A 22,413-nucleotide genomic window follows, 5' to 3' on the forward strand; every position below is an offset into this window, starting at 1 on the left:
CCTAGCAAACGGCGTAACATAAACAAATTTCATTTTTACTGACATTAACGGAAAAATGATTTATCGTACCGATATATACCAGCGTTCAAAAAGGTTAGCTGAAAAAGCCAATTTACCTAATATAGGTTGTCACGGATTTCGTCATACTCATGCTACCTTATTATTTGAAGCCAAAGTAACTGCTAAAGAAATACAAGAAAGATTGGGACATTCTGAAATATCCATGACATTAGATATTTACACACACATCACAAAAGAAGTAGAAAAAGAAACTGTAAAAAAACTTACCAATCACATATCATTCTAGTTTTTTTCTTAAACGTATTCAATTTAGGATTCAAATTTCAGCAAACTAAATAAAAAGAAGCTAGAATCCTTATGCAACAAGGATTCTAGCTCATTATTAAAATTCTTATTTTGTTTCACGGTGTAAAGTAACTTTTCTTTCACGTGGACAATATTTTTGTTTTTCCAAACGATCAGGATTGTTACGTTTATTTTTGCTTGTTAGGTAGTTACGTTCTTTACAAGAAGTACATTCTAAAGTAATGTTTACGCGCATGTGTTTTCCCTCCTATATCTAATTTCGTATTCCTAAGATATTTCTTAGCCTCAAATATCATATCATGTTTATTCAAGAATTTCTACCCTTTTGACGAAATTTGTAAAGGAAAACTACTTTACAAATTTTTATTGTTGTTTATAATCTGCATACGCATCTACAATGGCTTTAGCCATCAATTGATTTGGTCTGGTACTTTCACTTGTTAAATGAGGTAAAATCACGCTGACAGCAATCTCAGGGTCATTGTACGGTGCATATGCAACCACATTACTGTTGTATGTAGCATGCTCCCCTACATTTGTCTCAGCAGTACCCGTTTTCGCAGCCATGTCTAATTTTGCCCCTTGCATATATTGTCCTGTAGTAAATGCACCTGAACCATGAACAACATCATAAAATCCTTGCTGAATGATATTCATTTGAGCTGGTGTAATATCAACTTTGTTTAATTCTTTTGGTGCAATTTCTTTTTTTAGATCACCGATTGCACCATCTGGATTATTATTGTAAATTCCCTGAACCAGATGCGGAGCAAATCGAGTGCCGCCATTTGCAACAGTTGAAGCATATTGAGCTAGTTGCATTGCTGTATACGTATCATATTGACCGAAAGACAAATCAAGTAAATGACCCGGCATTGGCGCTAATTTAGGATCATCAAATGCAGTATTCGAAATCCCTGTAGATTCTCCTGGTAAATCGATCCCAGTCGAAACACCCATCCCATACTCACCAAATGTTTTGCGTAAAACATCAAATAAAGTACGATCTCCAGTTTGATAAGGGAGTTTCATATTATATTGATAGTCTGTTTTCATCATTTTTAATACCAGTTTCATCATATACGCATTCGATGAGTACTCCAATGCTTGTTCTGCGTTAAGCTGTATTTGATTTCCTGGAATCCTATTGAAAACAGAAGATTTCTGTTCACTTCCATATATTTGCAATGGTTCATCTATCAGAACATCGTTCCCAGTGATCACACCTTGTTCGTATCCTGCTGAAATCGTGGCTCCCTTAACGACAGAACCAGGTTCAAACGCTTTATTAATGGTTGCTAAAGGATTGGATGTTAATTCATTGGTTGCTAGATCTCGATCTAAAGCGACCATAGCCATGACAGCACCCGTTTTAGGATTCATAACCACTACATAAGCACCATCTGAATAATTAGCGTTTCCTGTGCCTAATAATTGTTGATACTGCGACCGAACAACTTCTTCAATTTTTGTTTGAAAGCCTAAATCGATGGTTAATTTTAAATTATCCCCTTTTTCCCCTTCAGATAAAGGCTTTTGTGTAACGATTTTTCCGTTACTATCTAACGTTACTTCTGATTCAGCTTTTTTCCCTTGAAGAACATCTTCGTATTGTTTTTCCAAATAGCTTGTTCCTACACGGTCATTTCTTTCGTATCCTTTAGCTAAATACTCATCTGCTTCTTCTGCAGGTAATCCAGCTTTTTCTGAAGAAACTTTCCCTAAGATGCTTTTTAAAGCCATATCTTGCGGATAATCACGATCCCAATCCATCCCTGTAGAAACACCAGCGATTTCTGAGGTGTGCTCACCAATTATGGCGATTTCGTCTTGCGTTACACCTTCATTTTTGATAAAAGCAGTATTCAGCTCAGACACAGCATTCATCCGTTTAAATATCGTCGCCGCTTTCATCGTATGCTCATCAAAATTTATTTCCTCGGGGGTTACTTTATCTACTGTTAATACGTATAAAGTACCCTGATCAGTGATTTTATTTCCTTTTTCATCTTGCTTATCTTGATCTGTTAAACGATCTTGAGCAACTTTTAGGTTGTCAGGATTGGCTAACCAAAAATCTTTTTTGTCTCGTTCAGTTAATTCATCTGCCGGAACATCAATCAGATCATTTACTTTATTTGCAACGGCCAATAGTTCTTCAGTCTTAACTTTCTTACCTCGTGTATATGTGATTGCCAGATTTGATTTATTTCCGACTAATACATTCCCAGAAGCGTCATAAATTTGTCCTCTTGGTGCGCTGCTTTTGATTTTCAACGTAGAATTGGCATCCGCTTTTTCAGAAAATTGCTGTCCTTCCGCAATCTGCAAGTAGCCCAAGCGAACAATCAATGCCACAAACAAACCAAAAATCACAAAAAACAATAAGTTCAAGCGGAACGGTATATGTGATTTTTTACTCTTTTGCGTCATTGGTTCTTCATTATCTTTTTTTAATTTATCTAAAAAGCTCATTTTTTTCATTTATCATTAATCCTCCATATGAGAAAAGTCTCGCTTCTCTATTGTAACGAAAAAATACAAAAAAAAATAGAGGGAATCCTCTTACTAAGAAAATATTTAATTTTTAATAAATTAAAAGTGATTGGGACATAACTCTACGAGTTACAACCCAATCACTTGGAATCCGAATAAACGGTTGAAACAGAAACAAGCCTTTCGGAAATAAGCTAAAAATTGTTGTAAAACACCACGAGGTACGAACTTGTGTAGAACAGTACCTACTTAGTTCTGGGGGTTAAACACTTCTCCCCATACTCTTTCTCTCATTATCTTCTACTATAATTCGCTACATCAGCGACCATACTATCTACAAAGATATTTAAATCGATAACTTCTGTTTCTTTACTGCCGTAACGGCGGATATTAACTGTTGCATCATCCATTTCTTTATCGCCAACAACGATTTGATATGGAATTTTTTGTGTTTGAGATGCGCGGATCTTATAGCCCATTTTCTCATTACGATCATCTACTTCGATACGTAAGCCTTGTTCTTGCAGACGTTTTTTTACTTCATAAGCATAATCTGAATGTGCCTCAACGGATACAGGGATAATGGTTGCTTGAATCGGTGCCAACCAAGTTGGGAAAGCGCCTTTGTACACTTCAGTCAAGTAAGCCACAAAACGTTCCATAGTCGAAACGATCCCTCTGTGGATAACCAACGGACGATGTGTATTTTCGCCATCTTCTCCTACATAAGTCAAATCAAAACGTTCTGGTAAAAGGGCATCGATTTGAATTGTAGAGAGTGTTTCTTCCATCCCTAATGCCGTTTTCACTTGAACATCAAGCTTAGGACCATAAAAGGCTGCTTCACCTTCTGCTTCAAAATAATCAATTCCGGCTTCATCAGCGGCTTCTTTGATCATTGTTTGAGATCTTTCCCACATTGCATCATCATCAAAATATTTTTCTTTGTTATTAGGATCTCTTAAGCTTAAACGGAAACGATAATCTGTCACATCAAAATCAGCGTAAACTTCTACCATTAATTTCAATGTACGTAAGAATTCTTCTTTGATTTGATCTGGACGAACAAAAGTATGCCCATCATTCAATGTCATTTCACGTACACGTTGTAATCCGGACAATGCTCCAGATTTTTCATAACGGTGCATCATACCAAGTTCTGCAATTCTAATCGGCAGTTCACGGTAGCTGTGGATATCATTTTTATAAACCATCATGTGATGTGGACAGTTCATTGGACGAAGAACTAACATTTCGCCATCCCCCATATCCATTGGTGGGAACATATCTTCATGATAGTGATCCCAGTGACCAGATCGCTTATAAAACTCAACATTCGCCATGATAGGTGTATACACATGTTGATAACCTAAGCTAATTTCTTTATCTGTGATATAACGTTCAATAGTGCGGCGGATTGTTGCGCCTTTTGGCAACCAAAATGGTAAACCAGAACCAACATCTGGATTAAGCATAAATAAGTCAAGCTCTTTCCCTAGTTTACGGTGATCACGTTCTTTGGCTTCTTCACGCATTTTGATAAATTCTTTTAAATCTTTTTTGTCGAAGAACGCAGTTCCGTAAATACGTTGCATCATTTGATTGTTCGAATTTCCTCTCCAATAAGCGCCCGCTACTGATAATAACTGGAATACTTGGATGCGGCCAGTAGATGGCACATGGACACCACGACATAAATCAACAAAGTCACCTTGATCATAAACTGTGATAACTTCATCTTCTGGAAGTTCTGAAATCAATTCAACTTTGTAAGGATCATCTGCAAATAAGTCTAATGCTTCATTCTTAGAAACAACTTTACGGACAATTGGATTGTTTTCTTTGACGATTTTCATCATTTCAGCTTCAATTGCTGGTAAATCTTCTGCTGTTATCGGATTTTCACCATTATCAGTATCGTAGTAAAAACCAGAATCAATAGCTGGACCTACACCGAATTTGATTTTTGGGAATAAACGACGTAATGCATTCGCCATTAAGTGAGCAGATGAATGACGTAAAATTTGTAGAGCATCCTCATGATCTGGTGTTACGATTTCGATTTTTCCATCCTCCTCGATTGGACGATCTAAATCTATTAATGTACCATTGAATTTCCCTGCTAATGCTTTTTTAGCTAAACTGTTACTAATACTTTTAGCGATGTCTAACGTTGACGAACCAGTCTCAAATTCTTTGACTGCACCATCTGGAAAAGTAATCTTGATTGACATTTTTGTTTCCTCCTTTAGTAGATTATGATTGAAAAAGATTGTTTATTCACTTTATTTTAGTCAACTTTTGTATTTTACAAAAAATGCAAAAAGTCCTAGTATCCGAATTAAATCAGATACTAGGACGAAAAGTTCGTGGTTCCACCTATTTTTAAACACAGCAAACAGCCATGTTCCTCAAGCGTGCTAACGGTACGACCGCCTCTGCTTCAACAAAGGTTGGAAAAAGTGGTCATTCCTTGCGCGGGTCTGGAAAATTTTCAGCCAAGATTTCCCTCTCTAAAAGACTGCTTACAAGTTCAGTTGTCTTTCTCATCAATCATTTATGTGTTAATTTAAACACTTCTTCAAATAAAAAGCAAGTATTTCTTAAAAATGATTATTTTTTCCATTGGCCACCTTGTGCATAACGGTCTTTTTTCATCTCGTTTACAATAACATGAATATTCTCTTGAGGTGCTCCTGTATTTCTGGATACCACTTCCGTGATTTCTTTTACCATGTTCGTTAGTTGCTCTTCGCTTCGTCCTTCAATTAATTCAACATGAATAAATGGCATAATTTCTCCTCCGTTTACTTTTTCTAATTTATAATTTAATGATACCACGTTCTTTAACAATCTATTTATTTTTTCGCATCCAAACTAAATATTGAAGCATCTTGATTCATAAATATGTTTTGACCATGATAAAACGTTCTACTAGAGACTGATTTAAACCCAGCTTTTTCTACCTGTTTTCTAAGTTCAATCTGAGAAAAGCCATTATGTACTTTTTCATGATTGATTTTTTCATTTTTATCAAAATCAACAACAACTAATTGTCCCTCTGCATTCAGTGCTTGATATAATGATTTCAGCAAATCGTGTGGATCAGGAACATGCAAAAAAACTAGAGAAACAACTATCAAATCTGCTTTTAAATTCATGGTGTTTCCATTTGAAAAACTACCTACTATCGTTTTAGCATTTGTTTGATTCATTTGCTCGATTTTTTGATCGACGACATGAATCATTGCTTTAGATGAATCTACAAATAAAATTTTCTCAAAAGCATCTGCGATTTGTAAGCCAATCAGTCCCGTACCACAGCCATAATCAAGTGCGATTTTGCCCGTAGTATCTTCTAGTTTTGTTTTGATTTCTTTTGTGATAACATCTGCTAACTCTAATTGTTTAAGAGAATCGTAATGTTGCGCGATCTGATCAAAAACAGTCATAGTTTACTTCCTCTCTTTGAATACTCTTCTCTAATAAAAAAGAAGCCCATTCGGACTTCTTTTTTATTATTTTTAAGCTGGTTCACCATAATCAACTGGTTTATCGAATTCTCCAGGTGCATCGTCATAGATATGTCCATAAACGATTACTGGCATTCCTGCATAAGAACCATTGAAGATTTGAGCAGCAGCTGCTCCAGGTGTATTAATACAACCATTACTACCAAAGTTTGTTTTATACGCTTCTTTGTTTCCGAAATATTCTGCTTTATAATCAGCATCATGAATTCCGATTTGTGTCACCACACCGCCGAAACTCTTCAATGGCATCCAATATTTTACTGGTACACTATATTTTGAGCCATCAAGCATTTCGCCTTCTAATTTTGTATCTGTATCTTTGTACAAAATCGTGTGGAAACCAGGAACAGTTGCTGTACCTTTATTGTAACGGCCAGTTATTACATCTGTTTCAACGACTTTTACGCCGCCTTTAAAGAAGTACATTTTTTGGTCGTTTAAGTCGATTTCTACATAATCTTTATCAACTGTTGAGGATTGGTTTACATCGCCATCGATCGGTACTGTGATTGTTTCAGTATCTTTATCACTATTGATTGCTTGAACAAGTAAGTCTCTTGTTTGAGGCATGTTGATATCCCAACCGTAACTGCCATTATTTTTATACTTTGTTGTTACACCATGAACATTTTTGAAGATGATTGGTTTAAAAATTGAACCATATTTTTGATTTGTTTGTTCTACCCAAGCATAGACTTTATTGGGATCAACATTTCCACTTTCATCAATAAAGGATTGTATTTCTTCTTTAGTAAGGGCTAATTTCTCACCATTGATATCAAGTGTGATTGCTTTATTTTCTTTTTTCGACAACACGGTTAGTTTTTCTTGCAGCCCTTTGTCGTCTTTGGTGATCGCAGGTTTTTGATAAAACTGTTTTACATCATATACATAGTTGCCTTTATTAGCGTCAACATCTTTTAGTACTTGATTCATTAAAGCTTCCTTGTCAACTGTTGTTCCAGTTTGTTCCGGTACAATCTGATAATTACCATCAACTTTTTCGATTCGAGCATCTTGACTTGGCGTCCCCTCTTCAAAAGTCAATGCATTTAATTTATTTTTCAATTCTGTTTTGTAGTCTTCATTGATTGGTAATTCGATTGAACGATCTCCAATATTTTGTTTTAAATACTCTTCTGTGATTTCATATTTTTCAGGTAATTCAATTTTTTCTTCTTTATCATTCACTTTGATCACAACAGATTCAGCTTTATTCAGTTCTGCCAGTTTCTTTTTCGCGTCTTTCGCATTTAATAAACTGATATCAACACCATTTGCCTTAGCTGTGATAAAGAAATGTGATTGAAAATAGACAAGTCCACCAGTAAACACTAATGCTAAACAAATCAGCACGCCGACTACTGGGACTAACCATTTTTTCTTTTTATTATTTGAGTGATTTTTATGTTGAGGTGCCCTTGTATTTTTTTCTGAGCGGCTAACTGATTCTTCGTTTTCCATTGAGCTATCTTCCTTTTTTTATGATTTATATGCTTACTTTGATTTAATGCTTTTCCCTGTTTTAGAAATAGAATTAAAAGGTTGATTCGGAAACCTTTATTTCTGAAGACCTTCAACTCTTAGAAGCTACCGTAATTTACTCCCACCGTTTATACGGATTCCATCTGATTGTTTTAAAATTTTTCTATTAGTTCTTACTTAGAACGTTTATTTTAAAGCTAGTTTAGTTAAATTTCCCTCAATCTTCAATAAATCTGCCTACATATGAGAAAAAATTCATATTTTTTATGTATAAATACTTAAATTTTAAACTTTTCTGATAAACAGGAAACAATGACCATCAAAGTTTGATACAGTGCACTTATCATTCTACCACACATCATGGAGAGGAAAAAAGACTATTTGACAATATCTTTGACAAAATTCTAATTTATTTACAATAAATTTTAAAATCACGTCCAAAGCTCACTCGTTTTGTCAAAAAGATGGAATTCATTTAATGACCTATCTTAGAATCCATCGTATACTTCATGACTTTTTCAGCCGTTCTTTGTTCATAGACAAAGTGATTCTTTTGTGAAACTATCCTAGCATAATAATCAAACTGCTTTTGTAATGAAAGCAACGCAGACCACGCTAATGGAATACTAGATACATCCATCGTTTTTAAGAGCTCTTTATATTGTTTATCCGCCAAATAATCAGGCAAATATTTGTAATTTTTCCCAACACTGAAATGATACCCCTGATCTGCTGCAACTTGCCAAGAAAGTAAACGTAAAAGTTCTTTCCGACAGTTTTCATTTAAATGATCTACGGCATAAAACATTTCATTACGGCATAAGCCTTTAACAACATACGTACTGACCCACCAAAATTCATTACAACAATCTGAAAATTCTGCTTGGCTAGGACGTTTGATCCAATAATCTTGATCGGTCGATTCTATTAATTTAGGTAGTAATTGTTCTTTATCTAATAAAATATCAGCTAAACAATCCCCTTCATTCCAAGTATTTGCCTGCTCCTTTGGACAAAGTGTCAGATCGATTCGATTGCCATCTTCAAATAACATTAAATAAGTAAATCTTCCGTTTCCTGTTGGTGGAAACAAAACCATCTCTTCTGGTGTCTGCATAATCAAACGAGGACCAAATCTATCGATCCATGATGGGTCATTGATAAATGATTGTACTGACTCCACTATATAAACAATATCATAATCCTGAAACAAATCTTTTGGCACTTTTTTATTGGTCCGTGAACCATTCATCCCCACGGCCAATACTCTAGGATCATTTTTTGCTGTATCTAAAATCACTTGGAACATCTCTTCTTCTGTTCTCATGCTGCACCTCTAATTTTTTCTCTTAGATAGAGTATAAGATAAATTAGACTACTATGTTATACTTTCTCTTAAAAACGTTAAAAAAACTTTAAAAAAGAAGCCACGATCACTATTCAATTTGTTTATCTACTACACTTGATAAGAAAGGTTGTGGTGTTATGAAATGGGTGAAACGAATTATGTTGATTATTATAGGTTTAGGAATTATTTACGTAGGTCTCGTTCTTTTCCTGATTTTAAGCGGAACAAAAGATCAACCAACAGCAACACCTGATACTGTACTGATTTTAGGTGCTCAAGTAAAAGGCACCTCAAAAGACAATGCTTATCCAAGTACCGTATTAAAAGAAAGACTAGATGCAGCAATTCCTTATTTAAAAGAGCATCCAACAGCCATAGCTATTGTTTGCGGAGGTAAAGGATCTGATGAACCTGATAGCGAGGCTAATGTAATGGCAGAATATCTAAGAGCTAATGGGATTTCACAAAAGCAAATTTTGACTGAAGATACATCTACACGTACGAAAGAAAATATTCAAAATGCACAAGAGAAACAAACCCTAGGAAATACCGTTATTGTTACAAGTGACTTTCATATGTACCGCTCAAAGTTGTTAGCAAAACGGCTAGGAATTACTGAAATAAGTGGACTCCCCGCAGTTTCTAAATCTTCAGCTAGATTTAAAACATATGTGAGGGAAGTTGTTGCTTTAGGATATGGTTTACTTTTTGACCATTGATTTTGCAGGTAAGTATAAGTCTCAATAACATAGATTGTTTATTTGACTCTCTGAAACAGCATATTTCAGTTCTTTTCCTATCCTTTTGAGAAAGCCGGGAAAAAAGCTAAAGATGTTATTCACCTAGAGGTTGGAAAGAAGTGTTTAACACCGAGGAACAAATAGGTATTGTGCACTATCGGTTCATTATATTCACTGTGTTTTACAACAATTCCAGCTTATTTCCGAAGCCTTCAAAATTTAGTATTTTAGCACTTAGAATTTGATGTGACCGAAGCGAAGCGTAGTAGTTGCTTCTGCTTCAACCGTTGTTTTAGATTCCTAGAGGCTGAGATATGACTTATCGCGTTATTTCTTAGCCTCTAGGTTCTTTTTTAGTTCCTCATATTTTTCCTGTTCTTTTTTTATTTTTTGATTAAAATAGAAAATGGTTCCTAAAATCACTGATAGGATCACCGCTCCTATTCCAACAACAACTGTCAAAGAAAACTGATTCTTGTAATCTGGAGGTAAGTTGGTAGCAGTCGCATTATATTTTTTAGCTTCTTTTTCCTTTATTTCGAACTTTCTTTCCCATGACCAATCTTTATATCCATCATTCACTTTAACCTTAACTATATAATTCCCCGCAACAAAAGGTTGTTCCTTTAAATCGATTTTATAATTGAAATTTGTATTCGGCGCCATCGTTAAGGATTCTTGATGATTTTCATAGCGAGGTTTTGTTTCATCTTCATAGTAAAGTTTTGCATCCACTTGTAGTTTTTTGATCATTGCAGCTTTTTTATTTTGAATATTCATAGTAACTGCATTATTACCATTTAGTTGTGTCACTTTTACTTCATTTAACGCTAATTCCGGCCTAACTTCCATATTTGTCTCACTTAGTAAAACACCCACAACATAAGAAAAACGATTACCAACCGCCAAAGCCCCCTCACTCTTTGCTTCTTTTTTTTCTTTTTGCTCGAAATAAAGCCCCCCTAGGACATATCCATCAAAAGAAGCTTTTGGAATATTTATGACGCATTCAACTATTTTATTAGATTTTTTTGGCAGAACAATCTCTTTAGGAATCGAGGCGATTTCATTGAATGTAAAAACTGCTGACGAATCCTTTTTTGCATCACTATAAGAGTAATCAACAATACCATTATCATTTGTGATCGCTGTATTAGCGGAAGCATAAACGATAATATCTTCGGCTGTATCATTTGTTAGCTCCACATTTAGCGTTTGGGTCTCACCAGGCATTACTCTTAAATCGTAATAACTAATTTCCTTACTACGTTGGTTGTCCGGTAAAATGGCTTTAACACTAAAATCGATTTCACTAGCATGACCGACTGACCCAACAATCAATGATAGCAATGAAAAAATAATAGTAACCAAAATTTCAGATAACTTTTTATTCATCGGCAAAACTCCTTTAAGACTCCTTAGAATTATACTGAAAAGAACACTATTCATAAAAAACAGGTTCTTCTCAGCATATCAACCTTATAATCACGCAATGTAAATCACAAAATCAGGTAACTTATCTATTACAAGGGACTATCGTTCAATGTCCAAGTAAGTGTAGTCTTGTATTGATTATTTGCAACTTTTGTTGTTGCATTAGGCACGGTCAATTTAGCACCTTGAGCCGCTCCAGCTCCTGATCCAAATGCAAGTGTCCAAGTTCCCATACCTGTAGAAAGCGCTACCGTAGCTACAGGAGAAGAAGCGGTGCCAGTGCGATCAATTCAGTAGAGTTTGGTGTTGCAGCTACTAAACTCATTTAAGCATTCGTTAACATAGCTTGTGTGCTATCCGCTGTTTGACATTGACCATTTTGCTTAACCGTTAGTTTCCATCCAAGGTTTAACCCACACTTGTCTGTTACTTAAGCATAGTTAGGAACATTAATCAACGTAGAAAGTGAATTTTCAACTTGATCCAGCTGAGCATAATAAGTAGCATCTGTCGTTTGAATCACTTTCGTACCAAAATGAAAATTAGATACATAATCCAAACTCAATGGTCCAACTGTTCCCGGTTGATGAGGGTCATTTGGATTAGGAGTAACAGGCGAAGTAGTATCCGTTGGATTGATGGGCGGTGTTATGGTTGTATCTTGTGAGAAACTAATATCTGCATTTGGTGTCAAAGAACCTACGATCTCTTTTATGTTTACGTCCTTCTTTCAATGTTTTATTTTAACTTCTTATTTTTGTAAGAAGTTAAAGCTAAATTATAAAGGAGCATCTGATAATATCCATTGCAGTTGTGCTGTATATGATTCATTTACATTGATATTTACGCTAGGAGTAAGATTTAAAAACACACCATTTTGCTGATTCCACGAGATAACGACATTGTTATTATCAGGAGAAGTATATGCAAAAGCTTCTGAAGCAATGCTCGTTATTGGCGCATTTTGTCCATTTTTCCGATAAATAAACGCTTGATTGATTGTTTTATTTGTTGTTGTGGATTTCATCGGCTGGTTTTCTCTGACAAGTAAGTGCCACTGACTTTTGGCTACTCGACCGTCTGCCACAATCAAAGAAGTATCCACTATACTTGGACTATAAGTTGTTGTTTTCGTTGGCACAGGAATGCTTTTAAACGAAATTTGTTGTGGCGATTGAACAAAGCGTAAAGTCCCGTCCCCTACTGATATCGAGTTAGCAGTATTTTTAGGCGTAAATCCTACGTTACCACCGTCGGATCCACCAACAATACTGAAAAAAGGCAACGATTGTCCAGTCATATTTTGAGCGACAACTCCTGTATACTGCAGTTTAAAACTGGTATTCGGCTGCGTAAAATTATTTACAGGAAGAGTATTTTGATAATACCAATACTGCATATTTAAATTAGAGTCTGTTAAAAGCTGTGTTCCTAAGACTGGTGTTTGTACGCCCGTATTTGAGGTTCTAATCAATGTTACTGGACTTAGTTGCGTTATTCCATTTGGAACGTAAGCTTTTAGCATCTGCTGACTCCAAGTTGCGGGCTGATTTGTCAACGTTGTGATTAATGTATAACGAATAGTTTGCCCTGTAACAACAGATGGAGCTGCTTCCCAATTTCCTTGTGCATTTAGTCTTTCAATTGTCTGTACAACTGCAATAGCTGGAGTTAGATAGGGAATTGTTTGATTGTAATTTGTGCTTGTCACTAAAACTGAACCAGTTCGGTTACTTAATCCTTGAACTGATAAACTGACAGTTTCTCCACCAGTAAACATCGGTAAATTAGAAAACTGAAAACTACCGTTTGCATTCAATGGTGTAGTGTAAATAGTTCCAGTATTTATTTGCAGTGCTACTTGATAAGTTCCTGCATTCGTTTGTACTGCAGTACCCGAAAGCTGAGTCGCACCTGCTGTTGCTATGATAGATGTCACTGGCTTGATTGGCCAACTAACAGCTTGAATAGCAGAAGATGGACTTTGGATATAATTACTTGTTGTCTTTGATTGCGCAATAATAAGTGCTGAAATACTATCACCATATTGTAAAGCTGACGCTAAAACTGTGCTGAATTTTCCAGCCGCATCAACTGGTATACTGTTAATAATTATTGGTGCAGAGGTTCCATCAGAACGTGTAATCGTCAATTGAACAGTATAAGTATACGCACTATTTTGTGTTTGTTGGATACTACCACTCACAGTCGATTGTAAATTTAGGAGTGGACTATTTAAAATAGGGGCTGTAACGTTTGGAACACCTGTCCCTATCGACATTGAAGGCAGTGCAATGACGCCTGACTGCGAAACATTTCCTAAAACTAAATTTATAATGTTCAAGCCATCCGTTGATGAACCAAATACCCCTTTAATAGGATAGTTTATGCCATTGCTTGCTGGGGGAATCGTAATGCCATTTTGATACAATGCTGCTACGTCAAAACTAAAACTAACTGCCCAGCGACTGAGACCTAATAAACTTACAACATTAGTAGGAAATGTTACATATACTGAATTATAAGTACTACTATACGCCAAAGAAAACCCCCGCGTAGTATCATGAATATCATACGATCTACTTCCAACTAGTGCAGCTGGAAGTGTCACAGTTCCTGTGAGTAATGATAAAAAACTCTGTTGCTTTGCTGTACTGCCATTGATTTGATTCGCTATTTCAGCAGGTAACTGGAGTATGATTAGAGGTTGTCCACCTAATGATAAATCTAGCGTAGGCGTATAAGTATATGTCATTGTGATAACAGATTGTCCATTACTTCCAGTAGCGTATGTTCCACTAAGGGCACCTGACCCTACTGTAACCAAACGTTCTTGGATGTCCCTCGTCATTTCGGACTGTCCATTATCAATTTCTTCTTCTGAAAAAACTTGATATCCATCGATTGGTAGTATGCCAAGCATCAATCCTACCAAAAATAGAAATAACCATTTACGTTTCACATTAGCGCCCCCCATTGACTAGCGATTATTTAATAGATTCAGCTTTCAATACTATAAATAATAAAAAAATATAATTTAAAAATTATTTTATGTAAAAAAAAGGAACAAAAAAACTTATTTCGTTACATTGATTCTATACTCCGACCTAAATAAAGTAAAATATTTGCGATTGCTGTTTTATAGCAATTCGTTTAAAAATAGTGAGAGGTAAATATAAAACCTTAATCAAGTATTTGTCGAACATTTCATTTCCATTTTTCTATTGTCTTATCAAGGTTAAATTCTCAAATATTTCGTTAAAGATCGAAATATTTGAGAATTCAAAACAAAAGTGCTATTATATTATTGTTCTTAGTTTTTTCATATTGTGTTTCCCTTCATATAGTGTGTGTATGAAGGGTTTTTTTATGCAGAAATAAAAAAGAACCCTTAATAACTAAGGATTCTCTCTTTCTTACTCACCTAAATCAACGTTATGATAAACCTTTTGAACATCATCAAGATCTTCTAAAACATCAATCATTCGTTCGAATTGCTCTAAATCTTCTCCAGTTAATTCTACGTCATTTTGTGCAATCATTTCTAATTCTGCTACTGAAAATTCTTCGATTCCTTTTTCTTTTAGCACTTCTTGCACTGCATGTAAGTCTTCTGGCTCTGTATAGACAATGATTTGGCCTTCTTCTTCTGTAACATCACGAACATCAATGTCTTTTTCCATCAGATATTCAAGAATTTCATCAGCGTCATCCCCTGCAAATCCAATCACACCTGTATGGTCGAACATATAAGCTACAGCACCGCTGACCCCCATATTTCCGCCATTTTTACCAAATGCCGCACGTACATCCGAAGCTGTACGGTTTACATTATTTGTCAATGCATCCACGATGACCATTGAACCGTTTGGACCGAATCCTTCATAACGTAATTCAGAATATTGTTCATCACCAGAACCTTTGGCTTTTTCGATTGCTCGATCAATGATATGTTTTGGAACATTATATGTTTTTGCGCGCTCGATAACAAACCGTAATTTCTGATTTGCTTGAGGGTCAGGATCACCCGATTTCGCTGCTACGTAAATCTCAATTCCGAATTTTGCATAAACTCGGCTGTTATTTGCGTCTTTGGCAGCTTTTTTCTCTTTAATATTTGCCCACTTACGACCCATATTCTCACTTCGCTTTCATTCATTATTATTTTTGATTGTAGTGCCTTTCTCATTATACTTGGCAAACGGACTTTTGTTAAGTGTTTTTTGCTTTTAAGAGATACGAATTGGAAAACGACCAAAACTTTGTTCTAAAATATTAGGGTCGCCTAACTGATAAAGCTGATTGCTGCGAATATCTAATGCTAATTGAGAATTCAAACTCTTGGACACTTTTGTGATTAGAGGCAATACCAGATTCTTTTTTTCTTCTCGTAAAAACCGTTGTCCTTGCTCAGTAAATCCCAGAACTTGTAAATGACTATGATTCCAAGAATTTTCTATTTCCTGTTGTTTCACATTATTTAAAACGTATGTCGCAAGGCGCTGCAAACGAGTCCATGTATAGCGTTTTGTTTTTGCCTGTTCCATAAAAGTTTGAAAAGAGTCAGAGGTTTTAGCCGCTTCTTGTAGGCGATATTCGATGCCTTCTTTCATTTGATAAATCGTTTGTAGTTCTTTAATTGAGCTACTGATCAATTTATACTTTAATAATGGCCAATAATCTTCCCAAGAAACGTTCGGTGATTCCACCAAATCGATTGCTACTTGCTCTGGTAGTACTTGTTTGATCTGATCTAATTTTTCTGAGAACACCGCTTTTCTAATTGCAGTGGCACTAGCAAAATCTTGATATATGTTTGTGTCATGATAGCCTGCTTGTTCCCGTTTTAAAGGATATAACGTCATTGGGTTTTCATACGTAGCATTTTCTTTAGCATAACTTAATCCTAAAATATGATTAGGTGAAGAAAAATCCAAGCCACTTTTAGGATACAGTTTACGAAAAACCTCTGTCATTTGTTGCGGATAACTCATACCGTTGTTTTTAATTTGTTGATACGTTTGATCGATCTCTGTCTTGTTCATATTCACAAACTTCCCAAACAGTTCATAATCCATCTCTGTTTGATGATCAGTGCCAAAACACACTGCATCACAATGTAACGTCTGAAGTAGCTTGATGCCACCTGCAGCAAAGTAATCTGCTGATTGTACAGCATACGCAAACGGCAATTCAATAACTAAATCGACACCATGACTCAAGGCTTCTTTGGCTCGTGTCCATTTGTCGATAATAGCAGGTTCACCTCGTTGTAAAAAATTTCCACTCATCACAGCAATTATAACATCTGCTCCACTCATTTCTCTCGCCATTTTTGCATGGTACTGATGTCCGTTATGAAAAGGATTGTATTCAACTATAATACCGCAACTTTTCATCTTTATTCTCCTTTGTCCAGATCGTTTCTATTAGAGCTCCATCATACCATGTTTATTTTATTACTGAAACAAAAGAAAAATAAGCGGGCAAAACGTTGAAAAGTTCTGCTCCACTCATTTTTTAAATTATTTTTTACAAACAAAAAACCAACGTTTGCTTTCTTCTGTAGGTGCAACATCCTCGAAATCCGCATAGACTTCGACATTCATGAAACCTGCACTTTCAAGCATCATCAGATAGTTTTCCATTGTATAAGTACGTTCTTGATGTAATTCATCTTGACGGATAAATACTTCATCACTTTCATGCTCTTTTACAAAGAATGTTAGAAAGTGTTCAATACTATGCTCTTTTTCACCAGGATAACTATCCCACAAAAAGGCAAATTCTTCTGTTTGGTAATGATAACTGTATTCTGGAAACACTTTGTCTACTTGGTAAACCGAATGAACATCAAAAATAAAGACGCCTTCTTCTTCTAACGCTTGGTAGACATCGTCAAATACTTGTTGGACTTCCTGACGATTTGCCATGTAACACAGCGAATCGGAAAAACAAGTAATCGCATGGTATTGCCCCATTTCAGATAAGTCCATCATGTTCCCTTGTACAAACTGAACATGAACTTCTTCTTCAGCAGCTCGTTTACTGGCCATCATCAACATTTCTTCTGACAAATCCAATGCTGTTACTGTAAACCCAGCTTTTGCAAAATTCACAGCTAGCGCTCCAGTCCCACAAGCCATTTCCAAAACATCCATTTTTCCTTCTGGTAAATGACGTTTTGAAAATTCTAGCCACTGATCATACAAGCTATCATCCATTACTTCGTCGTAAACAAAAGCAAATGTTTCATATGCCATATTACTCGACCCAAGCGTGAAGATCAACCATTGGCGCATCTGACCAAAGTTTTTCTAAATTGTAAAATCCACGTTCTGCGGATTGGAAGACATGAACAATGATATCACCTAGGTCGATCAATACCCATTTACCGCCATCTTTTCCTTCAATACGTTTCACTTCTACATCTGCTTCTTCTTCTTTTTCAATAATTTCTTCCACAATGGCATTGATTTGACGTTCACTTGTAGCTTGGCAAATCATAAAGTAATCTGCTAAAAGTGAAATTTCATGCACATCTAAAGCGACAATTTCCTCTGCTCTTTTTGAATCTGCTGCTTTTACAGCGATTTCTAAAATCTGTTGACTATCTATGATGGTTTCCTCCCATTAGTTAATTAAAATTTTTGATTTTGTTTCTCATTCGATACTGAACAAGCTCAGTCAGCTTTTCCTTGCTCTAGCTTCTTGAGCTAGCATCTTGGAAAAAAGATGAATTCTGTTTGTGACAAATAGAGTCACTTACAGTATTCCCTATTTTTCTGTCAATGCTAACCGAGCTCAGTCAGCTTTTCTTACTACCCAATAATTATATGTTTCAATCGTCTTCGGATAAATTTTTCGTTCCTGTTCAATAAGATGCAACAATGTGTGTTTTGTTTCATATGCAACTGCTTCATCTAAATCAACCAAAGCCAATTCCCGTGCTTCTTTTACACCTGGAAAGTTTCGACCTGGTTCAATATAATCAGCGACATAAATGATTTTATCCAACAGACTCATTTTAGCCGCACCTGTCGTATGCAGACGGACTGCTTCTAAAATCTCTTCGTCATTGATTCCTAGCTCTCTTTGAACCATACTAGCACCAACAAGACCGTGCCAAATTGCATTGCCATAATTCAACAGATCTTGATCATAACCATCCCGTTGGATAATCATTTCAAACTCTTCATCTGGACGTTCTTTCGCATAATCATGAGTCAAGGCAGCAATACTTGCCTTTTCTTTAGAAGCACCATATTTAGCTGCTAAAGCTATGGCCATTTCCTCTACACCTAAAACATGTTGAAACCGCCGTTCACTCATATGCATCTGAACTTCTTGCATCAATTCTTCGCGTTTAAACGATGTATATTGTCCGCTAAAATCCATCTACATACAGCCCCTTCTCTTCTATATAGTGTATCACACTATCAGGCAATAAGTAGCGCGTAGAACAACCATTTTTGATCTTTTCCCGAATCATTGTTGAACTAATATCCATTTGAGGAACATCCACCCAAATAATCGGATACGGTGTGACAGTTCCATAATTTGGACGACGAATTCCTACGAAATTAGTCAATGTTAGCAATTCATCGATTTTATACCACTTTGGTAAATATTCTACCATGTCTCCGCCAATGATAAAATAGTAATCCGTATCTGGATTATTTTGTGTTAAAGCTTTCATCGTATCATAGGTATAACTTTTTCCCTTACGGAATAACTCGATGGGCTCAACAGCCAAATTATGATTGTCAGCAATCGCAAGTTCCAACATGGCTAATCGGTGTTGGCTATCGATCGTCTTTTTTTCATCCACATGAGGCGGTAAATAAGTAGGCATCAAATAGACTTTGTCCAACCCAAGCTGTTGTTGCACTTGGTCAGCCATCACTAAATGTGCCAAATGAACCGGATTAAAATTCCCGCCTAAAATTCCTACCTGTTTACGCTTTTGAAAAAGCTCAGCTTCTTCCACAATTACTTCTGCTTTTAATGCTGCATTCGTATTTGTCCCCATTTTTCTTACCTCCAAGTTTTAAATTGCTTTAACTTCTTTAGAGATTTTTTGGTATTTTTCGTTAGATGATGGTTTAAATAAAACTAATACACGACCAATGATTTGAACGATATCACAATGGATATCTGCTTTTAACGCAACTGCCACATCTTCAGCAATCTCATCGGTATTTTGTAGTAATGTGACTTTGATCAGTTCACGTTTTTCCAAAGCTTCATTGATTTGTACAACCATCGCAGAATTCAAGCCGCCTTTACCAATTTGAAAAATCGGTTGTAAATGATGTGCTTGACTACGTAAAAAACGCTTTTGTTTTCCTCTTAATTCCACTAATTTTCCTTCTCTCTGTTCTCACTTATGATTAAATCAACGCTTTTCTTCTTAAAACATCCACGCCTTTAGGTGCCCATCCGGCAACTACACATGGTTCTGTTACCGTGATCCAACCAAGTCCAGCAAATACGATATCTGTTTTTTCTTTGATTGAAAATTCAAAACGAACTAACTCTGGAAATTCTGCTACTTCATCTGGACGCGGCGGTTGTAATAATCCGCCAACATGTTTTTCATAAAAGGCATCTGCTGTAGCTAATTTAGTGCGATGAATCGATAAATCATTTGAAACATAAGCAATAAATGAACTACGTTCCCCTTGAATAAAGTCAAATCGAGCTAAACCACCTAAAAATAATGTTTGTTCAGCGTTCAACTGATATACTTTTGGTTTGATCTCTTTTTGCGGCGCAATGATTTTTAAGTCTTTTTTACCTAAGTAATGCGCCATTTGATGGCGATGAATGATCCCTGGTGTGTCGATCAAGAAATGTCCGTCATCCAAAGGAATTTCAATTTTATCTAATGTTGTTCCTGGAAATTGAGACGTTGTAATAACATCTTGAACACCTGCAGTCTGCTTAATGATTTGATTGATTAGCGTTGATTTTCCAACATTGGTCACCCCAACCACATAAACATCCTTACCTTCACGATATTTTTCGATCGTTTCAAGTAAGTTTTCCATTTCCTGAGGTTTCTTGGCACTAGTCAACAAAACATCAACAGGACGTAAGCCTTCTTCATGCGCACGCTCCCTCATCCATTGAATCATCTTAGGTTTCTTTAATGATTTTGGTAAAATATCGACTTTATTTCCTACCATCAAAACTTGATTATCCCCAATAAATCGGTGTAAGCCAGGAATCAACGACCCATTAAAGTCAAAAATATCGACAACGTTCACGATCAAAGCATCTTCTTTGCCCAATTCATTTAACAAACGTAAAAAATCATCATCCGTCAGTTGAACATCTTGAATGTCATTGTAATGTCTTAAACGAAAACAGCGTTGGCAATAAACCTCCCCTGTCTCCATGCCCTTCTCAAACGCAGCCTTTGGCGTATAACCTAGCTCATCTGGCTGTTCTGTTTGAATGATTGCACCGCAACCGATGCAATGAATTGCTTCTTGCTCGCTCATTCTAGTCCGCCTTTCCATATCATATCTGGATGTTTTTTTGCTAAATGTTTCATGATTTTCCGTTCAAAAAATCGATTGATTCTTGTATTCCATCCATCCGTATCAACAATAGGACGAACTAAAATATTTCTGATTCCTGCAGCATTTGCTCCTCTAATATCAGTCATGATCTGATCACCGACCATTACTAATTCTTCTGGTTTCATATTTAGCTTCTTTTGTGCCTCTTTAAACCCTCTAGTTGATGGCTTTAATGCTCTAGATACATAATCTAATTCAAACTTCTCAACTGCTCGTTTAATTCGGCTAGACTTATTATTTGATACTACCACAACTGGAATTCCAGCATTTTTCATTTCTAAGATCCACGTCAATAGCTCTTCTGTTCCATCAGGATTATCCCAAGCAATCAAGGTATTATCTAAATCAGTCAGAACAGCATTGATTCCTAATTTTTTTAGTTGGTTGGGTGTGATTTTGTAAATCGCATCAACCATCCATGTTGGTTTATATTTTGAAAACATATTATCTCCTTAATAGTAAAAGAGGAGCAACATATAGGCTCCCCATTTTGTTATTCGCTTCTTGATTATACGCTATTTTTAATAAAATTTCATCTTTTTATTCTTCTGATACTCATAATCATAACTAAAAACTTTCTCTGCCGAATTAAAGTTTAAAAAAGGGTATGAGATATAACTATAAAAGTTATGTCTCATACCCCTAAAATCCAATAAACGTTACAACTAAAGAAGATACTACACTCTGATTCAACCTTATCAACTTCTATACTCTAAAGCACTATGAGTTGACAATCTCGGAAATATGCTGACGTCCAATTTTCGTAGGCCCTAGCTTATTTTTCAGATTTTAATATTTCGTCTCAGTTGTTTCTTATTTAATTATCTGATTATATTTCATTGACGAAGAAATAATCCACTGTAACATTAGGATTTGATTTTTCTACGTAAAACATGATAAACATACTTTCTTTTAGCGTTTTTGAAACATTAATCAAAGAAAGTTGAGGATCAATCTTATTCAATTTTACAGGCTGTACATTGTAAAAACCAGTCCCATTAGTATCAATTTCACCAATTTTCAATTCATATTTTGGATTTGGATTGATTGACGTCAGGATGATTGTATCCCCTTTAAAAGTTTTTAAAGCATTTGTCTGTTGAATCTCTTCTTTCGTAAATTCAGGGGTGCCAGACTTAAGAAAAGCCATTTCACTTTTTACCGGTTGACTTACAGTTGTTGCTTCTACAGATGTTCCTTGAGTGAATGCACCAAATAATAATACACCCATTACACTTCCTAAAATTGCTAATTTTTTCATCACTTATCTTCTCCTTCTCTAATAAATTATTAACGTTTGGTCAGCTGTACCAAACTCACTCTATATTATCAAAGATATCTACAAAAAAAAGGAGAAATCGTTCTTTGTAACAGTAACTTAAACGTTTAGAAATGTATGAAATTTATAACTAAATTCTCTTTTTATTTTATTACCTTTCTAAATTTAGTACGTTTGTTAT

Annotated in this window: 23 protein-coding genes; 2 read left to right on the forward strand and 21 right to left on the reverse strand. The window is 35.7% G+C overall.

The genetic code is table 11. The features are described 5' to 3' along the window. The first annotated feature begins 31 nt into the window (after nucleotides 1-31). Nucleotides 32-307 (forward strand): tyrosine-type recombinase/integrase, encoded by a 276-nt coding sequence (locus I583_RS16985; RefSeq protein ID WP_279625130.1) that lies wholly within the window; start codon nucleotides 32-34, stop codon nucleotides 305-307. 105 nt (nucleotides 308-412) lie between these two features. Here I583_RS16985 and rpmG read toward each other — a convergent pair whose 3' ends face one another. From rpmG to I583_RS10645, 7 genes are all read right to left on the reverse strand, one after another. Continuing rightward, on the reverse strand, nucleotides 413-562 hold the full coding sequence (rpmG, locus tag I583_RS10615; protein WP_002296119.1) for a 50S ribosomal protein L33: 150 nt from the start codon (nucleotides 560-562) through the stop codon (nucleotides 413-415). A 128-nt stretch (nucleotides 563-690) separates the two neighbouring features. Continuing rightward, nucleotides 691-2,811 (reverse strand): penicillin-binding transpeptidase domain-containing protein, encoded by a 2,121-nt coding sequence (locus tag I583_RS10620; RefSeq protein ID WP_010760475.1) that lies wholly within the window; start codon nucleotides 2,809-2,811, stop codon nucleotides 691-693. A gap of 305 nt (nucleotides 2,812-3,116) precedes the next feature. After that, the gene (gene thrS, locus I583_RS10625; RefSeq protein WP_010760474.1) at nucleotides 3,117-5,057 is read right to left on the reverse strand and encodes a threonine--tRNA ligase; all 1,941 of its coding nucleotides are present in this window, start codon (nucleotides 5,055-5,057) and stop codon (nucleotides 3,117-3,119) included. 379 nt (nucleotides 5,058-5,436) lie between these two features. Next, a complete protein-coding gene (locus tag I583_RS10630; RefSeq protein ID WP_010760473.1) occupies nucleotides 5,437-5,616 on the reverse strand; it encodes a 2-hydroxymuconate tautomerase in 180 nt (59 codons plus the stop codon). A 65-nt stretch (nucleotides 5,617-5,681) separates the two neighbouring features. Beyond that, nucleotides 5,682-6,275 (reverse strand): class I SAM-dependent methyltransferase, encoded by a 594-nt coding sequence (locus I583_RS10635; protein ID WP_010760472.1) that lies wholly within the window; start codon nucleotides 6,273-6,275, stop codon nucleotides 5,682-5,684. Nucleotides 6,276-6,347: 72 nt separating this feature from the next. Further along, nucleotides 6,348-7,820 (reverse strand): L,D-transpeptidase family protein, encoded by a 1,473-nt coding sequence (locus I583_RS10640; RefSeq protein ID WP_010760471.1) that lies wholly within the window; start codon nucleotides 7,818-7,820, stop codon nucleotides 6,348-6,350. A 496-nt stretch (nucleotides 7,821-8,316) separates the two neighbouring features. Further along, nucleotides 8,317-9,168: an aminoglycoside 6-adenylyltransferase gene (locus I583_RS10645; RefSeq protein WP_010760470.1), complete on the reverse strand. Its 852-nt coding sequence runs from the start codon at nucleotides 9,166-9,168 to the stop codon at nucleotides 8,317-8,319. A 158-nt stretch (nucleotides 9,169-9,326) separates the two neighbouring features. Here I583_RS10645 and I583_RS10650 point away from each other — a divergent pair, with 158 nt between their 5' ends. Continuing rightward, a complete protein-coding gene (locus I583_RS10650; protein ID WP_010760469.1) occupies nucleotides 9,327-9,908 on the forward strand; it encodes a YdcF family protein in 582 nt (193 codons plus the stop codon). Between the two features lie 348 nt (nucleotides 9,909-10,256). On the opposite strand, the gene I583_RS10655 is transcribed toward I583_RS10650, so the two are convergent. The 14 genes from I583_RS10655 to I583_RS10715 all read right to left on the reverse strand — a co-directional run bounded on the left by I583_RS10655 (nucleotide 10,257) and on the right by I583_RS10715 (nucleotide 22,214). Beyond that, the gene (locus I583_RS10655; protein WP_010760468.1) at nucleotides 10,257-11,324 is read right to left on the reverse strand and encodes a WxLIP family cell surface protein; all 1,068 of its coding nucleotides are present in this window, start codon (nucleotides 11,322-11,324) and stop codon (nucleotides 10,257-10,259) included. A gap of 128 nt (nucleotides 11,325-11,452) precedes the next feature. Next, complete coding sequence (locus tag I583_RS17160; protein WP_244264871.1) at nucleotides 11,453-11,596, reverse strand: WxL domain-containing protein; 144 nt, start codon at nucleotides 11,594-11,596, stop codon at nucleotides 11,453-11,455. 197 nt (nucleotides 11,597-11,793) lie between these two features. Further along, nucleotides 11,794-12,057, reverse strand: coding sequence for a WxL domain-containing protein (locus I583_RS17165; RefSeq protein ID WP_010760467.1), 264 nt, complete (start codon nucleotides 12,055-12,057; stop codon nucleotides 11,794-11,796). An 84-nt stretch (nucleotides 12,058-12,141) separates the two neighbouring features. Continuing rightward, nucleotides 12,142-14,325: a hypothetical protein gene (locus tag I583_RS10665; RefSeq protein WP_010760466.1), complete on the reverse strand. Its 2,184-nt coding sequence runs from the start codon at nucleotides 14,323-14,325 to the stop codon at nucleotides 12,142-12,144. 454 nt (nucleotides 14,326-14,779) lie between these two features. Beyond that, nucleotides 14,780-15,499 carry a YebC/PmpR family DNA-binding transcriptional regulator gene (locus I583_RS10670; RefSeq protein WP_010760465.1) on the reverse strand — a complete coding sequence of 240 codons (720 nt, stop codon included), beginning with the start codon at nucleotides 15,497-15,499 and terminating at the stop codon, nucleotides 14,780-14,782. 93 nt (nucleotides 15,500-15,592) lie between these two features. Beyond that, complete coding sequence (locus I583_RS10675; RefSeq protein WP_010760464.1) at nucleotides 15,593-16,762, reverse strand: nucleotidyltransferase; 1,170 nt, start codon at nucleotides 16,760-16,762, stop codon at nucleotides 15,593-15,595. A gap of 126 nt (nucleotides 16,763-16,888) precedes the next feature. Beyond that, the gene (locus I583_RS10680) at nucleotides 16,889-17,626 is read right to left on the reverse strand and encodes a class I SAM-dependent DNA methyltransferase (RefSeq protein WP_034682967.1); all 738 of its coding nucleotides are present in this window, start codon (nucleotides 17,624-17,626) and stop codon (nucleotides 16,889-16,891) included. Nucleotide 17,627: 1 nt separating this feature from the next. After that, on the reverse strand, nucleotides 17,628-17,966 hold the full coding sequence (rsfS, locus tag I583_RS10685) for a ribosome silencing factor (RefSeq protein WP_034682970.1): 339 nt from the start codon (nucleotides 17,964-17,966) through the stop codon (nucleotides 17,628-17,630). Nucleotides 17,967-18,167: 201 nt separating this feature from the next. Further along, nucleotides 18,168-18,761 (reverse strand): bis(5'-nucleosyl)-tetraphosphatase (symmetrical) YqeK, encoded by a 594-nt coding sequence (gene yqeK, locus I583_RS10690; protein ID WP_010760461.1) that lies wholly within the window; start codon nucleotides 18,759-18,761, stop codon nucleotides 18,168-18,170. Then, the gene (locus I583_RS10695) at nucleotides 18,751-19,395 is read right to left on the reverse strand and encodes a nicotinate-nucleotide adenylyltransferase (protein WP_010760460.1); all 645 of its coding nucleotides are present in this window, start codon (nucleotides 19,393-19,395) and stop codon (nucleotides 18,751-18,753) included. The genes yqeK and I583_RS10695 overlap by 11 nt, the downstream gene beginning before the upstream one ends. Nucleotides 19,396-19,413: 18 nt before the next feature. After that, nucleotides 19,414-19,725, reverse strand: coding sequence for a ribosome assembly RNA-binding protein YhbY (gene yhbY, locus I583_RS10700; RefSeq protein ID WP_010760459.1), 312 nt, complete (start codon nucleotides 19,723-19,725; stop codon nucleotides 19,414-19,416). 31 nt (nucleotides 19,726-19,756) lie between these two features. After that, a complete protein-coding gene (gene yqeH / locus I583_RS10705) occupies nucleotides 19,757-20,872 on the reverse strand; it encodes a ribosome biogenesis GTPase YqeH (RefSeq protein WP_010760458.1) in 1,116 nt (371 codons plus the stop codon). Further along, the gene (locus I583_RS10710; protein WP_010760457.1) at nucleotides 20,869-21,396 is read right to left on the reverse strand and encodes a YqeG family HAD IIIA-type phosphatase; all 528 of its coding nucleotides are present in this window, start codon (nucleotides 21,394-21,396) and stop codon (nucleotides 20,869-20,871) included. Before I583_RS10710 ends, yqeH begins: the two co-directional genes overlap by 4 nt. A gap of 386 nt (nucleotides 21,397-21,782) precedes the next feature. Further along, complete coding sequence (locus I583_RS10715; protein WP_010760456.1) at nucleotides 21,783-22,214, reverse strand: hypothetical protein; 432 nt, start codon at nucleotides 22,212-22,214, stop codon at nucleotides 21,783-21,785. Between the last annotated feature and the right edge of the window lie 199 nt (nucleotides 22,215-22,413).

Source organism: Enterococcus haemoperoxidus ATCC BAA-382 (assembly GCF_000407165.1).
Classification (GTDB): Bacteria; Bacillota; Bacilli; order Lactobacillales; family Enterococcaceae; genus Enterococcus_L; species Enterococcus_L haemoperoxidus.